A 15888-nucleotide genomic window follows, 5' to 3' on the forward strand; every position below is an offset into this window, starting at 1 on the left:
CGCATGCGTCAGCGTTTGCGTGCCCCGATCGTCCTGCCGTGCGACCCGGACTGTTCTGTGCTGCGCGATGCCGTTGTGGACATCGAGGACGACGGCCGCATCGGGTACGTCGGCCCGCTCGCCGACGCGCCCGGCGACGAACCGGTCACGCAGCTGTCCGGAATCCTGGTGCCCGGCTTGGTGAACACGCACGCGCACACGCCGATGACCGTGCTGCGCGGGATGGGCGGCGACCTGCCGCTGCTGCGCTGGCTGCAGGAGGTCATCTGGCCGGCCGAGGAGCGGCTGAGCGCGTCGGACATGGCGGCGGGCATGCTGCTCGGGTCGGTCGAGATGCTCCGCGCCGGGGTGACCACCAGCGTCGAGATGTACTTCCACCTGGACAAACTGGCCGAGGCAGTGCTGCGCACCGGTGGCAGGGCGGTGCTGACCGGCGGGATCATCGAGGCGCCCGGCTTCGAGGTGCGGTCGCTGATCGACGACATCAGCAAGCTGATCGACGTCGAGGGCCTGCGGTTCGGGCCGGGCGACCGGATCGAGATCGGGTACGGCCCGCATTCGGCGTACACGCTGACGCCGGAGATCCTGACCGAGGTCGCGGCTGCGGCGCACGACCGCGATGCCCTGATGCACATCCACGTCGCCGAAGCGGCGCTGGAGGACCCGGTGCAGCGCGCCGAGCACGGTTCGGTGCCGAAGTTGTTGGAATCACTGGGTTTCTACGGCGGCCGGGTGATTGCCGCGCACTGCGTCCACCTGTCCGACGAGGACATCTCGATCTTCGCGAGGCACGGCGTCGCGGTCGCGCACTGCCCCGGCTCGAACGCCAAGCTGGCATCCGGCATCGCGCGGGTGCGTGACCTGCGCGAAGCCGGCGTGACAGTGGGCATCGGCACGGACGGCCCAGCCAGCAACGACGACCTGGACCTGTGGGAGGAGGTGCGGCTGGCCGCGATGCTCAGCCGCCTGTCCACCATGGACGCCTCAGCGCTGGTCGCGCCGGACGTGCTGCTGATGGCGACCCGGCACGGCGCGGCAGCGATCGGCCGTGACGACATCGGCGCGATCGAACAGGGCCGCTGGGCGGACCTCGTGCACATCAGCACCGACGCGCCCGCGTTCGCGGCCGGTGTCGACGTGCCCGACGCGCAACTGCTGTCCAATGTGGTGTGGGCGGCGGGTGCGCGTCAGGTCGCGGACGTGTGGGTCGCGGGCGACAAGGTGGTCGAGGACTTCGAGACGACACGGGTGGACCGCGCCGAGGCACAGGCCCTCGCCGGGGCGGTCACACAGCGGTTGCTCGCTGGCGGATGACCACCTCGGTCTGGTGGCCGTCGTCGGTCGTGTTGATCGCGTTCAGCACGGCCCGCGCGACGGTCTCGGGCTTGAGGTAGTTCTCCGGCTCGTACTCGCCGCCCTCGAGCGCGCGCACCTTGCGCTGCATCTCGGTGGCCGTCCGGCCGGGGAAGACCGAGGTCACGCGCAGATCCGGCTCCTCGGCCCTGAGCGCGTCGGCGTACGCCCGCAGCGCGAACTTGCTGGCGCCGTACGAGCCCCACGTGGCGTTGATCCGGATGCCCGCGCCCGAGTTGATCAGCACGACGTGTCCTTTCGCGGCCCTGAGCTTGGGCAACAACACCCTGGTGAGCTCGGCCACGGCGAAGACGTTCAGCTCGAACGTGTCACGCCAGGTCTGCAGCGACGTGGTCGCCACCGGCCCGAGGTCGCTCATGGCCGCACTGTGCACGAGCACGTCGAGGTCACCGATCTCGGCTGTTCGCTCCTCGAACGCGTCGAAGTCCCGCAGGTCCAGCGGCCACGGCCGGCCCGGCAGGTCGTCGGGGATCGTGCGGCCGCCCAGCCACACCTCGTGCGTCGGCGCCAGCAGCCGGGCGATCGCCGCCCCGATCCCGCCGGACGCACCCGTCACCAAAGCTCTCTTCACGGTCTGACTCTAAGAGATCAGCAATGACCGCGTCCCGACCGGCCAAGGCAACAACGATCCCAGTCGAACGGCTCCGCCTTGGCGCTTCGCAGATATGCCTTCGCGGGCGGGTAGTCGTCGGCAAACCAGCGACCGAGCACCAACCCGATGACGTTGGCCGCACCAGCGTTCTTCAGGGCGATGCTTGCCGACTGCATGCGGGAACCGGTTGTCCACACGTCATCGACGACCAGCATGTTCAGTCCAGTCACGTCCTCACGCGCGGTGAACCGTTCAGGACGCACGATTCGATCAGTGGGAACACCTTCCACTGGCTCCATTGCTCGCGCGAACCGAGGCTTCGTCTGGAGAATGGCCTCGCCGAGCATCCTCGCCAACGGATGCGGCTGCCGGCCACCCGTACTGGGCACGTATGTGACCCGATCAAAGCCGCCCACGTCAGCTGCCGCGGCGAGGCATTGCTCATGCAGGCGCAGGAACTCGGCAAGCACCGCGGTGAGGCCAACGTACAGCCCGCGGCGAACATCGTCTCGCCCGTCCTTGTACTGACGAAGTTCGTGCGCGAACTGCCTCGATTGGTCGGCGAGTGCGATCGGGACCACGACATCAGCGAGCAGACTCCCGTGTTCCTGGAGTTGCTGATGGCACTGCCAGCAATACGGATGGCGCTTCGTGTCGCGCCAGCAGACCCGGCAGACATCGGCTCCCGATGGAGGTACAGCCACCAGCACGTTGCGGTAGCGCTCCAGGATCCGCGACCTCGGGCTCATCCGGCAATCAGGTCGGGAACCTCGGCGAGCAGATCATCCAGCACCTTGATCAAGTGGTCAGGACCTTCGAGCACAGTGGTGTTGGGGCGATCCGCGATGGCTCGGGCCCACTCGTTCACCAGAGTCTCCCGCATCAGGAAGACATGTCTGCCGTGCTCGAGAGCGAGACGAGCCTGCGTTCGGGCTCCGCTGTGCTCACCTGCCTCGACGACGACAGTCGCCACGCTGAGACCGCTCATCACCGCGTTGCGCATGGGGAACTGGTGTTTCGCTGGTCCGGCATCCGGCCAGAACTGCGATATCACCACACCAGTACGCGCGATCTGTTCTTGCAACTCACGGTTCTCAGCCGGATAGCAGTGCCGTAGTCCGACTCCGACAACCGCGACTGTCCGCGACCCGGCATCGAGCGTCGCACGGTGCACCGCGGTGTCGATGCCTGCGGCCAGCCCACTCACCACAGTCGTCCCATGATTCGCGAGGAGCGTCGCGACATCACGGGCCCGTTCAAGGCCGGCCGGGCTGGCCGCGCGACTGCCCACGACGGCGACGGCGTTCGTCTCGGACGGATCGGGCAAGCCTCGGAACGTGAGGAACGGCGGTCGTTGGTGGACCATCAACAGCTGTGTGGGATAGCTCTCATCGAGCAACGTGGCCAAGCTGACACCTTCGGCCGACCACTGCTCGATCTCATCCTGTACCGCGGCGATCGCCGAGTCGAGATCAAGCGGGCGATGGTCGAGCGTGGGCGTCGACGGAGCTGTCAGGTCGTCGAGGATCCGCAGCGCAGAGCCTGATTCCTCCACCCTGCGGGCGATCACGGGCCATGCGAGCTCGCTTGTTCGCAGTGCCAGCAACAGGGCCGCCTGCTCGCGAAGATCAGCCACACCCACACCCTATCGAACAAACGTTCACAGTTGGCCTCGGACTGGCCCGTATCTTGCCACTAAACCTCCGCATGGGCCGGGACGTGTAGGGGGTGTGGAAGCGGTGGCTGCGAACGCGGATGTCAGACCGTCCAGAATGGACGCGATGGCTGCTTTCTCAGCACTGTTCGGCGAGTCCTTCGAGGCGATGAAGCGACTCGCGTACCTGCTCGGTGCGGACGACCCGGAGAACATCGCGCAGGAGGCGTTCGTCCGGTTGCATGATCGGTGGGACACGCTGTACGACGACAGCAAAGCGCTGCCCTACCTGCGGACGATGGTCGTGAACCTGAGCCGGTCACGGCTGAGGCATCTGCGCGTTGTGCGTCGTACGCCGCCGGATGTGATGCTGGACGAACTGTCGGCCGAGACGCACGCGATGGCCAGGCAGGAGCACAAACGGATCAGGGAGGCGCTGGGAAAGCTTTCCCGTCGGCAGCGAGAAGTTCTCGTGCTGCGTTACTGGCTGGACCTGGATCAGGCGGCGATCGCCGACACGCTCGGGGTCGCGGTCGGCACGGTCAAGGCGACCACTTCGCACGCGATGACGAACTTGCGCAAGCATCTGGAGGAGTGGTGATGGACGAGCTGGAGCAACGGCTGCGCTCGACACTCACCTCGATGGCCGAGGAGGTGCCGCCAAGCCACGGCGCATGGGACGAGCAGCAGCGCAGGTTGGCCCTGAAAAGTCGCCGACATCGACTTCGTCCCGCGGTTATGGCGGCCGTGGCTGCGGCGGCGGTTCTGATCGCCGTCCCGATCATGGTCGTCCAGCAGGTCAACGGTCCGCTCGAGCCCGGCGCGCTGCCGGTGGTCTCCGGCGTGAACCCGCCGCTGTCGACGGCGTCGATCAGCAGCCTTCCCGGGCAGGACGTCGAGTACCGGCCTCGCGAGGGCGAGACCCTGCTGACGCCGCCCGCGGTGCTCAGCGCGGAGCAGCAGCCCGGCAGCGACAAGCCGCTGATGTCGTACGCGTACGTGGTCGAGGCGCAGCATCGTGACCGTCGGCTGTGCTTCACCCAGGCGCCGGAGCGTGCGCCGATCAACGGCCCCGAGCAGGCCAAGTACGGCGAGCCCAACTGCGTCAAGCTCAACGAGCCCAAGCAGGGCAAGTTCGAATGGGGCCGCATGCAGGGCATCACGAACACCACCAGGGCCATGTGGGTTTACGTGATGAGCCGCCCGGCCGCCGAGATGCTGCTCAAGCAGCCCGAAGGCACCGGTTACACGCAGGCCACCAGCCCCAAGATCGGTGCCGACCTGGCGGTGTTCGTCGCCTACGTCAACGCGCCGAAGCCGCCGAAGCAGTTCACGGTGTTCGACGCGCAGCACCAGACATTGCAGAACGGCGAATGACCACTAAACCCGTGACCGGTTTCAGGCGTGCAGCAACCGTGAAAGCGGTGGCTTCCGGGTCCGATGCCGGGCCGTTCAGGGCGAGCGCGACGGCTGCTTTCTCAGCGTTGTTCGACGAGTCCTTCGAGGCGATGAAGCGACTCGCGTACCTGCTCGGTGCGGACGACCCGGAGAACATCGCGCAGGAGGCGTTCGTCCGACTGCACGACCGCTGGGAAAAGCTGTACGACGACAGCAAAGCCCTGCCCTACCTGCGGACGATGGTCGTCAACCTCAGCCGCTCGCGGCTGAGGCATCTGCGTGTCGTGCGTCGCACACCGCCGGATGTGATGCTGGACGAACTGTCGGCCGAAACGCACGCGATGGCGCGACAGGAACACAAACGGATCAGGGAGGCACTCGGCAAGCTCTCCCGCCGGCAACGAGAAGTTCTCGTACTGCGCTACTGGCTGGACCTGGACCAGGCGGCCATCGCCGACACACTCGGGGTCGCGGTCGGCACCGTCAAAGCAACGACATCGCACGCGATGACGAACTTGCGCAAGCACCTGGAGGAGTGGTGATGGACGAGCTGGAGCAGCAGCTGCGCTCGACACTCACCTCGATGGCCGAGGAGGTGCCGCCAAGCCACGGCGCATGGAACGAGCAACAGCGCAGGCTCGCCCTGAAAAGCCGCAAACATCGGGTTCGCCCCGCGGTCACGGCCATCGTGGCGGCAGCGGCGGCGGTCCTGATCGCCGTCCCGATCATGGTCATCCAGCAGGGGCACGCTCCGGTCGACCCGGGCGCGCTGCCGGAGGTGTCGAACGCGCCGGAGCGGACGACGACCGGCAGGTCGACGCTCCCGGATGGCAGGTGGCGGGTCAGCTACGAGCCACGCGACGGTGAGACCGTCGTGACCCAGCCCACGCAGATCACGAACAAGGTGATGGCGGACAGGAAGAACCTGATCACGTGGGCGTACGTCATCCAGGCGAGCAACGGCGACCGGCACATGTGCATCGCCCAGACCGTGGAAGGCGGCGTGATCAACGGACCGGACCAGCTCACCTACGGTGAGCCGGACTGCATCCCGCTCACCCCGCCGAAGGCGGGCAAGTTCGAGTGGGGGCGCAGGCAGGTTCCGGACAAGTTCCTCGAGGGCAACAAGGGCATCTGGCTGTACGTGATGAGCCGGCCGGCCGTCAAGATGACGTTGCGGCGAGCCGAGAACAACGAGCTGATACCGGCGACGACCAAGGAGTTCGGCGCGGACGTGGTGTTCTTCGGCGCGTTCGTGAACTCGTCCAAGCCGCCGCTGGCGTACTCGCTGTACAACGATGCCGACGACATCTTCTACAACGGCGTATGAACGCATGGTGAACACAAGGCGACGTTCGGTCGTTCACTTTCCGGCCGCGGCGGCTTAGTGTCGATCTCCTCCCGAGCGGACTGGAGGAGCTTTGACCTCACCACCACGCATCCCATTGCCCCTGCTCAACGGCGGCAGCCGGGCGGCGGTGACCTGTGAGTACCGCTGCGGCGACGCCTGCTCGCACCCCGCGCCCAACCCCACGGCGAACGGCTACCTCGGCGACATCGTCACCGACGTGATCAACCGGCGGTCGGCACTCAGGGCGGGCGCCGTGGTCGCGTTCGCCACCAGTGGTGTGGCCGGGCTCAGCGGCACAGCCACGGCCGGCGACCAGGACGGCGACGAGGCCCGGGGTGGCGGCGGCACCCCCGGCCTGAACTTCGACCGCGTCCAGCCGAACACGCAGGACGCTGTGGTCGTGCCCGAGGGCTACGAGCAGGCGATCGTCATCCGGTGGGGCGACCCGGTGCTGCCGGGGGCGCCGAAGTTCGACTTCGACAACCAGACCGCGGCCGCGCAGGCCAAGCAGTTCGGTTTCAACAACGACTTCGCGGCGCTCATGCCGTTGCCCGGCCGCAACCAGCTGCTGGTCACCAACCACGAGTACACCTCCGAGAGCTTCATGTTCAAGGGCTACTCGCCGGCCGGCCCCACCGAGGAACAGGCCAGGATCGCGTGGGCGGCGCACGGCCTGTCGGTCGTGGAGGTCGAGCAGGTCCGCGGCTCGGGCAGGCTCAAGCCGGTGATCGGCCGCCACAACCGGCGGATCACGATGACCACGCCGTTCCGGATCACCGGGCCGGCCGCGGGCAGCGACCTGCTCAAGACGTCCGCCGACCCGACCGGCACGATCGCGCTCGGCACGTTGAACAACTGCGCGGGCGGCGTCACGCCGTGGGGCACGATCCTGTCCGGCGAGGAGAACTTCAACGGGTACTGGGCCAACGCGGGCCAGACCGCCGAACCGGTCAAGTCGCGGGCCGCGCGCTACGGCGTCGCGACCGGCGCGACCACCCGCAAGTGGGAGCGGTTCGACAAGCGGTTCGACATGCTCAAGGAGCCCAACGAGGTCAACCGTTTCGGCTACGTCATCGAACTCGACCCGAACGACCCGGAGTCCATGCCGGTCAAGCACACCGCGCTGGGCCGGTTCAAGCACGAGTGCGCCAACATCCGTGTGGCTCGTGACGGGCGTGTGGTCGCGTACTCCGGCGACGACGAGCGCTTCGAGTACCTGTACAAGTTCGTGTCCAAGAACAAGATGCGCAAGGGCAACAGCAGTGCCGCGCGTCGCTACAACATGACGCTGCTCGACGAAGGCACGTTGTACGTCGCCAAGTTCACCGGTGACAGCCCGGCGAGCGAGATCGACGGCACCGGGAAACTCCCGTCCGACAAGCGGTTCGACGGCACCGGTGAGTGGATCCCGCTGGCCAGCGGCAAACGCTCGTTCGTGCCGGGCATGACCGCGGAGGAGGTCTACGTCTTCACGCGGCTGGCCGCCGACAAGGCCGGGGCGACCAAGATGGACCGCCCGGAGGACGTGCAGGCCAGCCCGAAGACCGGCAAGGTCTACGTGGCGTTGTCCAACAACGTCGACCGCGGTGTGCTGCCCGGCAAGGAGAGCGCGACCGAGATCAACCCGCGCAACAACAACAAGCACGGTCACATCCTTGAACTGACCGAGCACGACCCGTTGTCGCTGCGGTTCGACTGGTGGCTGTTCCTGGTGTGCGGTGACCCGAAGGACCCGGACACCTACTTCGCGGGTTTCCCCAAGGACCAGGTCAGCCCGATCTCCAGTCCGGACAACGTCGCCTTCGACCAGTACGGCAACTTGTGGATCTCCACCGACTCGGCGGGCGCGCTGGGGATCAACGACGGCCTGTACGCCGTGCCGGTCGACGGCCCGCAGCGCGGCAACCTCAAGCTGTTCCTCACGGTGCCGCGTGGCGCGGAGACGTGCGGGCCGATCGTGCAGGAACGGCTGGTCACGGTCTGCGTGCAGCACCCCGGCGAGCTCGACGGCGCGAGCGCCGACAAGCCCGTGTCGCACTGGCCGGACGGCGGTGCCAGCCAGCCGCGGCCGTCGGTGGTCGCGGTGTGGAAGCCGGGGCGGCACGGTCCGGCCAAGATCGGGTCATGACATGCGGTAACCAGGCGATTCTCCCGTGCGATGGCGTCAGCTGTTCGCTCCGCGTTCACCTGGATTTCGGCTGATCACCCCCTGTCGCGCTTACGTTTCAGCCGTTCCGGACTGACCCTCGTACGGGAGGCTTCGCGTGTCCTCACGCCCCGAGCCTGGCCGCCCCATGCTGCCTTTGCTCACCCAGGACCACCACGGTCGGCAGGCCATCACCTGCCAGTACCGCTGCAACAACGCGTGTTTCCACGATGCGCCCAACACCTCTGACAACGAGTACTTCGGTGACGTCGTCCGCGATGTCGTCCGCCGTCGCGGGATGCTCAAGGCGGGCGCGGTGCTCGCCGTCGCCGGAGCCGGGGTGACCGCGCTCGGTGGCACGGCCGCCGCCGCGCCCGACACCAAGGACCAGGCCGTCGACGCCCAGGGGCGTGGCCGGCCGGACCGCCGCGACGGCTTGAACTTCGACCCGGTCGCCCCGAACACCGAGGACCGGATCGTCACGCCGGAGGGTTACGACCAGGCGGTCGTGATCCGCTGGGGCGACGCGGTGCTGCCCGGCGCGCCGAGGTTCGACTTCGACAAGCAGACCGCCGCCGCGCAGGCCAAGCAGTTCGGTTTCAACAACGACTTCTGCGGCCTGGTCCCGCTCGGCTGGAACCGCTGGCTGATGGGCTCCAACCACGAGTACACGTCCGAGACCTTCATGTTCAAGGGCTACAACGCCGAGAACCCGACCGAGGAGCAGGTCAGGATCGGCTGGGCCGCGCACGGCTTCTCGGTCGTCGTGGTGCAGAAGGACTTCTTCTCCGGCAAGCTCGTGCCCAAACTGGACCGGCACTACAACCGCCGGATCACCGTCACCACCGAGTTCGCGTTCACCGGCCCGGCCGCGGGCAGCAAGTTCCTGCAGACCTCGGCCGACAAGTCGGGCCGCAAGGTGTTCGGCACGTTCGGCAACTGCGCCGGTGGCGTCACGCCGTGGGGCACGATCCTGTCCGGCGAGGAGAACTTCGACGGCTACTTCGCCAACAGCGGCGCCGCGTCGACCGACCCGCGCGTGACCCGCTACGGCAAGCTGGGCAAGTCGACCACGCGCAAGTGGGAGAGGTTCGACAAGCGCTTCGACGTCGCGCAGGAGCCGAACGAGTTCAACCGGTTCGGCTGGGTCGTCGAGATCGACCCGAACGACCCGCACTCGACGCCGGTCAAGCACACCGCGCTCGGCCGTTTCAAGCACGAGGCCTGCAACGTGCGTGTCGCGCGTGACGGCCGCGTCGTCGCGTACATGGGCGACGACGAGCGCTTCGACTACATCTACAAGTTCGTCTCGAAGAACCGCGTCAAGCACGGCAGCAGCCAGCGGGTGCGCGAGGAGAACAAGAAGCTGCTGTCGGAGGGCACGCTGTACGTCGCCAAGTTCACCGGCGACAGCCCGGCGAGCGAGATCGACGGCTCGGGGAAACTCCCGTCCGACGGCGAGTTCGACGGCTCCGGCGAGTGGATCCCGCTCGCCAGCGGCGACAAGTCCTTTGTAGACGGATTCACCGCCGAGGAGGTCTACGTCTTCACGCGGCTGGCCGCCGACAAGGTGGGCGCCACCAAGATGGACCGCCCTGAGGACATCGAGCCCAACCCGAAGACCGGCCGCGTCTACGCCGCGCTGACCAACAACACCGACCGCGGTGTCGCGGCGGGCAAGGAAGGCCCGACCGAGATCAACCCGCGGATCAACAACAAGCACGGTCACGTGCTGGAGTGGGAAGAGCGCGGCAACGACCCGACAGCCACGAAGTTCTCGTGGAAGCTGTTCCTGGTCTGCGGTGACCCGGCGTCGCCGGACACGTACTTCGGCGGCTACGACAAGACCCAGGTCAGCCCGATCTCGTGCCCGGACAACGTCGCCTTCGACAAGAAGGGCAACCTCTGGATCTCGACCGACGGCAACGCGCTGAAGTCCAACGACGGCCTGTTCGCCGTGCCGACCGAGGGCCGCTACCGCGGCCGGGTCAAGCAGTTCCTGACCGTGCCGAAGGGCGCGGAGACCTGCGGGCCGGTCATCGAGAACGACTTCGTGCTCGTGTCCGTGCAGCACCCGGGTGAGCTCACCGGCGCCAGCGCCGACAACCCGCTGTCGCACTGGCCGGACGGCGGCACCAGCCAGCCGCGTCCGTCCGTCGTCGCGGTCTGGCCGCGCCGCGGCTCGATCTGCGACTGAGAAAAACCTCGTGAGTGTTTTGGCCGGTTAGAACCGGCCAAAACACTCACGAGAGGGTCAGGCGTCGCCGCGGATGAAGGCTTCGACCGCCTCGTAGGCCTCGGAGTCCGAGTACTGCTCGGGCGGGGACTTCATGAAGTACGACGACGCCGACAGGATCGGGCCGCCGAGGCCCCGGTCCTTGGCGATCTTGGCCGCGCGGACCGCGTCGATGATCACGCCTGCCGAGTTGGGGGAGTCCCAGACCTCGAGCTTGTACTCCAGGTTCAGCGGGGTGTCGCCGAAGGACCGGCCCTCGAGGCGCACGTACGCCCACTTGCGGTCGTCGAGCCACGGCACGTGGTCGGACGGGCCGATGTGCACGTCGGCCTTCTCCATCTCGTGCGGGATCTGCGACGTGACCGACTGCGTCTTGGAGATCTTCTTGGACTGCAGGCGCTTGCGCTCCAGCATGTTCATGAAGTCCATGTTGCCGCCGAAGTTCAGCTGGTACGTGCGCAGCAGCTCCACCCCGCGGTCCTCGAACAGCTTCGCCATCACCCGGTGCGTGATCGTCGCGCCGACCTGGGACTTGATGTCGTCACCGACGATCGGCACGCCCGCCGCGCGGAACTTCTCGGCCCACTCGGGGTCCGAGGCGATGAACACCGGCAGCGCGTTGACGAACGCGACACCCGCGTCGATCGCGCACTGGGCGTAGAACTTGCCCGCCTCCTCCGAACCGACCGGGAGGTAGGACACGAGCACGTCGGCGCCCGACTCCTTGAGCACCTTGACCACGTCGGCCGGCTCCTCGTCGGCCTCGGTGATGATCTCGCGGTAGTACTCGCCGAGCCCGTCGAGGGTGTGGCCGCGCTGCACGGTCACCCCGAGCGGGGGCACGTCGCAGATCTTGATCGTGTTGTTCTCGCTGGCCACGATGGCTTCCGACAGGTCACGCCCGACCTTCTTGGCGTCCACGTCGAACGCGGCGACGAACTGCACGTCGCGGACGTGGTAGTCGCCGAACTGCACGTGCATCAGGCCGGGCACGCGGGTGGCTGGATCGGCGTCGCGGTAGTAGTGGACGCCCTGCACCAGCGAAGCCGCGCAGTTGCCGACGCCGACGATGGCCACTTTCACGCTTTGGCCCATGCCGGTTCTCCTTATCCTTTTTCCGCTGACGGCGCCTTCAGCTGCCGTCACTGGTCTTTCCGCCGCCTCACAGCGCGCCGCCGTCCTGCTCGCGCTGCTCCTCGGCGATCAGCTCGTTGAGCCACCGGACCTCACGTTCGCTGCTTTCCAATCCCATCCGGTGCAGCTCGCGGGTGTACCGGTCGATCTGCTCGCCCATCCGCGACATCGCGGAGCGCTGGCCTTCCCTGCGTTCCTCGACACGCCTGCGACGGCCTTCCAGGATCCGCATCCTGACCTCGGCGGGTGTCCGGGAGAAGAACGCCATGTGGACGCCGAACCCCTCGTCGTCCCAAGTCTGCGGGCCGGCGTCGGCCAGCAGCTCGGCGAAGCGTTCCTTGCCGTCCGCGGTGAGTTTGTAGACCCGCTTGGCACGGCGGCCCCACGTCCGGCTCTCGTCCGGTTCCTCCTCGACGATCCAGCCGGCGCGTTGCAACCGGCGCAAAGTCGGGTAGAGCGATCCGTACGAGAACGTGCGCAGGGTGCCGAGCAGGTCGAACAGGCGTTTGCGCAGTTCGTAGCCGTGCATCGAAGCCTCGTGCAGGAGCCCGAGGATGGCGAACTCAAGCACCGAGACCTCCTTCCCGGACACGGTGACCTACCGACCGATTATATCGTGCCGATACATCGGGCCGCGTTTCAACGATATGAGGCTGTGGCAATCGACACCCACGGCACGAACCGCAGGTGGAGGGCGTGCCGGGAACGCGCTGGTCTGAACGGCGCAGCGGCAGACAGGTGAGGACCCGTAGTCTGTGCGGTGTGCGGACCCAACGTCAGGTAGTGGACTATGCGCTGCAGCGCCGTGCGCTGCTGGCCGAGGTCTACTCCGGCCGGGTGGGCACGATGGAGGTCTGCGACGCCAGCCCATATCTGCTGCGAGCCGCGAAGTTCCACGGCCAGCCGACGGACGTGCAATGTCCGGTCTGCCGCAAGGAACCGCTGACTCTGGTGTCGTGGATCTACGGTGACGAGCTCAAGCACGCGTCCGGTTCCGCCCGAGCTCCCGAGGAACTCGCCAAGCTGGCGAACCTCTACGAGGAGTTCACCGTGTATGCGGTAGAAGTTTGCCGCACATGTTCATGGAACCACCTAGTGCAGTCATACGTCTTGGGAACGCGTGGTCTGCGTTCCGGCAAGCCACGCAGGAGGACAGTGGCGGAGTGAGGCGGTTGCAAACGCACTTGACCCGTCACAAACTGCTCCGCATGCCCGCGGACGTCTGGAAGGCCCAGTTGTGAACGACCATAGAGACCCGCAATGGCCCACGGGTGACGACCCGGACGCCGGCAGGCGCGGGCGTCGCCAGGAACAGTCGGGGGAGAGCACCGGCTTCTGGAAGCCGTCCTTCGATGATGACGACGCGCCCGCTGCCCAGCAACCGCAGTGGCCGACCGAAGCGCCACCCGAGCGTCCCCATTCCGGTCAGCGCCCACCGGCGGGAGCACCCCGAGGCGGTCCCCCTCGCCCACCTGGTCGCCCGCCCGGCGGCCCGCGGCCCGGCCAGCCGATGCCGCCACCGCCCGGTGCACGCCCGCCAGCCGGTCCACCCCCAGGCCAGCAGACCGTCCGAGTCCCGCAGAACGCCCCAGCCGAGCAGCCGACCGACGTGGTCAGCGCCGTTGGCGGCAGTGGTGGCCGTGGTCGAGTCGCGCCTGAGCCCGAGCTGCTCACGCACCGCGAATTCGATGACTACGACGAGTACGACGATCCTGACAGCCAGTATGCCGAGCCGGTCATCTCCGACGAGGAGGCGCGCCGCAGGCGCAAGAAGAAGATCTGGCGGCGGATCAGGCGCACCAGTTACGTCTTCCTCGCGTTGATGATGATCGGCCCGATCATCGCGTTCTTCATCGCGTACCAGCTCGTCGACGTGCCGAACCCGGAGAAGCTGGCCGACCAGCTGGACAAGACCGTCACGGTCACCTACGCCGACGACTCGCCGTTCACCACGGTCGCCCCGCAGGGCCGCCGCACGCTCGTCAAGTACGACCAGATCCCCAAAGACGTGCTGCACGCGGTCTACGCCTCCGAGGACGCCACGTTCGAGACGAACGACGGCTTCGACCTGATGGGTATCGCCGGCGCCGTGTGGAACAACCTCACAGGCGGCACCGGTGGTGGTTCGACGATCACCCAGCAGTACGTGAAGAAGGCGACCGGCAACGAGGACCCGACCCTCACCCGTAAGGCGCTCGAGCTGGTCACGGCGTACAAACTGTCGAACACCACGGACAAGAACGACATCATCACCGGCTACCTGAACACGGTCTACTTCGGCAAGCGGGCGTACGGCATCGCCGCCGCGGCGAAGGCGTACTACAACAAGGACCTCGACAAGATCACCAAGTCCGAGGCCGCCGTGCTCGCCGGAGTGATCCAGACGCCGTCGCGCGCCAGCAACGACAACGACTACGTGAAGTCGCGCTGGGAATACGTCACGAACAAGATGATCGAGAACAAGTGGATGACTCCGCAGGAGAAGGCGGAGCAGCCGTTCCCCGAGCCGGTCCCCGTGCAGGAGGGCTCCGGCCAGATGACCCCGGACATGCAGTTCCTCTGGCAGCAGGCCAAGCGTGAACTGGACGCACAGGGCATCAAGGAAGACGAGATCAACAAGAACGGCTACAAGATCCAGCTCACGATCGACCCGGGCGCGCAGAAGGCGGCAGCCGCCGCGGCGGACAAGATCATGCAGGGGCAGCCGGAGAACCTCCGCAAGGCGCTCGTCGCCGTCGACCCCCAGACCGGCCGGGTCATCGCCTACTACGGCTACAACCAGGGCACGAACGCCACGGACTACGCACGCGGCTGGTACAACCCCGGGTCGTCGTTCAAGCCGTTCGACCTGGTCGCGCTGCTGCACGAGGGCAAAGGGCTCGGCCAGACCTACGACGGCAGGTCCGGGCGCAAGTTCGGTGGCGCGACGATCAACAACTCCGAGGGCAACGACAGCTGCGGCGAGCAGTGCACGGTCGCCAAGGCCATGGAGATGTCGATCAACACCGTGTTCGCCGAGATCGCGTTCAAGGAGGTCGGGTACCCGGCCGTGGCCAAGGCCGCGATCGAGGCGGGCATCCCGAAGAACATCGGCCGCGCCGGAACGCCGCTCGAGGGCGACAAGGACAACCCGCTCGACCTGAACATCGCCATCGGCGGTGGCCGCTACGTGGCCAGGCCGATCGACATGGCGGGCGCGTACGCGACCTTCGCCGCCAACGGCAACAAGCGGACCCCGCACGTCGTGGCGAAGGTGACCAACCCCAACGACGGTGACCGGGTGGTCTGGGACGGCGACAAGAACCTGGGCAACGCGACCCTCGCGTTCAACAAGAGCGACCCGGGGGACAACGCCAAGATCGCCAGGAACGTCACCGAGTCGCTGATCCCGGTGATCAACACCACCAAGAACGGCAAGTACAAGTGCGAGGGCGGCCACGAGTGCGCCGGCAAGACCGGCACGCACAACTGCGCCAAGACGGCCAAGACGACATCGGCCGACAACTGCGCGGCGTGGATGGTCGGCTACACGCCGCAGATCTCCACCGCGGTCTGGGTCGGCTCCGACGACAACTCGGCGCTGCGGGACAAGAAGCGGGGCGCGGTCTACGGCAGCGGCCTGCCCGCGGAGATCTGGAAGGAGTTCATGGACTCCTACCTCAAGGGCAAAGACGCGAAGGACTTCGGCAAGTTCACCCCGATCGGCAAGTCCCCGCAGCAGGCGGAGGCGGAGTCGCGGGCGGCTGAGGAACGCAAGAACGCCAGCTCCTCGGCCAACAACACGCCGTCGACCAACACGCAGACCCAGCAGCCGCCCGCGACGAACACCACGACGACCGAGACGACCACCACGACGACCAGGCGGCCCGGGGGCGGCGGTCCTGGTGGTCCGGGCGGCACCAACCCGCCAGGTTGCCCCGGTCGCCCGGGATGTCCCACGGGCGAACCGAGCAATCCCGACGATCTGATCGGGTCGCACGGATAGTCGACACCGCATGATCCG

Annotated in this window: 14 protein-coding genes; 9 read left to right on the forward strand and 5 right to left on the reverse strand. The window is 67.1% G+C overall.

The window, feature by feature from the left end; genetic code table 11:
• The first annotated feature begins 3 nt into the window (after nt 1-3).
• Nucleotides 4-1314: an amidohydrolase family protein gene (locus tag AOZ06_RS52575; RefSeq protein WP_054296239.1), complete on the forward strand. Its 1311-nt coding sequence runs from the start codon at nt 4-6 to the stop codon at nt 1312-1314.
• Here AOZ06_RS52575 and AOZ06_RS52580 read toward each other — a convergent pair.
• Genes AOZ06_RS52580 through AOZ06_RS52590 form a run of 3 tightly spaced genes read right to left on the reverse strand, consistent with a single transcriptional unit; the run spans nt 1286 to nt 3602 of the window.
• Complete coding sequence (locus tag AOZ06_RS52580; protein WP_054296240.1) at nt 1286-1945, reverse strand: SDR family oxidoreductase; 660 nt, start codon at nt 1943-1945, stop codon at nt 1286-1288. The two genes, AOZ06_RS52575 and AOZ06_RS52580, sit on opposite strands and share 29 nt — an antisense overlap.
• A gap of 17 nt (nt 1946-1962) precedes the next feature.
• Nucleotides 1963-2715, reverse strand: coding sequence for a phosphoribosyltransferase (locus AOZ06_RS55685; protein WP_054296241.1), 753 nt, complete (start codon nt 2713-2715; stop codon nt 1963-1965).
• Nucleotides 2712-3602 (reverse strand): DNA-processing protein DprA, encoded by an 891-nt coding sequence (locus AOZ06_RS52590; protein ID WP_054297565.1) that lies wholly within the window; start codon nt 3600-3602, stop codon nt 2712-2714. Before AOZ06_RS52590 ends, AOZ06_RS55685 begins: the two co-directional genes overlap by 4 nt.
• A 145-nt stretch (nt 3603-3747) precedes the next feature.
• On the opposite strand from AOZ06_RS52590, the gene AOZ06_RS52595 reads away from it, so the two are divergent.
• The 6 genes from AOZ06_RS52595 (at nt 3748) to AOZ06_RS52620 (ending at nt 10712) form a co-directional block, all read left to right on the forward strand.
• Nucleotides 3748-4221 carry a sigma-70 family RNA polymerase sigma factor gene (locus AOZ06_RS52595; protein ID WP_225953114.1) on the forward strand — a complete coding sequence of 158 codons (474 nt, stop codon included), beginning with the start codon at nt 3748-3750 and terminating at the stop codon, nt 4219-4221.
• Nucleotides 4221-4997, forward strand: coding sequence for a hypothetical protein (locus tag AOZ06_RS52600; RefSeq protein ID WP_157233718.1), 777 nt, complete (start codon nt 4221-4223; stop codon nt 4995-4997). Before AOZ06_RS52595 ends, AOZ06_RS52600 begins: the two co-directional genes overlap by 1 nt.
• A gap of 47 nt (nt 4998-5044) precedes the next feature.
• Nucleotides 5045-5560 carry an RNA polymerase sigma factor gene (locus AOZ06_RS52605; RefSeq protein ID WP_236952014.1) on the forward strand — a complete coding sequence of 172 codons (516 nt, stop codon included), beginning with the start codon at nt 5045-5047 and terminating at the stop codon, nt 5558-5560.
• Nucleotides 5560-6348, forward strand: a complete 789-nt coding sequence (locus AOZ06_RS52610; protein WP_157233719.1) for a hypothetical protein — start codon at nt 5560-5562, stop codon at nt 6346-6348. The genes AOZ06_RS52605 and AOZ06_RS52610 overlap by 1 nt, the downstream gene beginning before the upstream one ends.
• A gap of 91 nt (nt 6349-6439) precedes the next feature.
• Complete coding sequence (locus tag AOZ06_RS52615) at nt 6440-8497, forward strand: PhoX family protein (RefSeq protein WP_054296245.1); 2058 nt, start codon at nt 6440-6442, stop codon at nt 8495-8497.
• Between the two features lie 166 nt (nt 8498-8663).
• Complete coding sequence (locus AOZ06_RS52620; protein ID WP_179950876.1) at nt 8664-10712, forward strand: PhoX family protein; 2049 nt, start codon at nt 8664-8666, stop codon at nt 10710-10712.
• A gap of 57 nt (nt 10713-10769) precedes the next feature.
• On the opposite strand, the gene AOZ06_RS52625 is transcribed toward AOZ06_RS52620, so the two are convergent.
• A complete protein-coding gene (locus tag AOZ06_RS52625; RefSeq protein WP_054296247.1) occupies nt 10770-11846 on the reverse strand; it encodes an inositol-3-phosphate synthase in 1077 nt (358 codons plus the stop codon).
• Nucleotides 11847-11913: 67 nt separating this feature from the next.
• Entirely contained in the window at nt 11914-12456 is a 543-nt protein-coding gene (locus AOZ06_RS52630) for a PadR family transcriptional regulator (RefSeq protein ID WP_054297567.1), read from the reverse strand.
• Nucleotides 12457-12647: 191 nt separating this feature from the next.
• On the opposite strand from AOZ06_RS52630, the gene AOZ06_RS52635 reads away from it, so the two are divergent.
• Both AOZ06_RS52635 and AOZ06_RS52640 read left to right on the forward strand, forming a co-directional pair.
• Nucleotides 12648-13052, forward strand: coding sequence for a DUF5318 domain-containing protein (locus tag AOZ06_RS52635; RefSeq protein WP_168211499.1), 405 nt, complete (start codon nt 12648-12650; stop codon nt 13050-13052).
• A gap of 442 nt (nt 13053-13494) precedes the next feature.
• Nucleotides 13495-15870, forward strand: coding sequence for a transglycosylase domain-containing protein (locus AOZ06_RS52640; protein ID WP_054296249.1), 2376 nt, complete (start codon nt 13495-13497; stop codon nt 15868-15870).
• The last annotated feature ends 18 nt before the right edge of the window (nt 15871-15888 follow it).

This window comes from Kibdelosporangium phytohabitans (assembly GCF_001302585.1).
Lineage (GTDB): Bacteria > Actinomycetota > Actinomycetes > Mycobacteriales > Pseudonocardiaceae > Kibdelosporangium > Kibdelosporangium phytohabitans.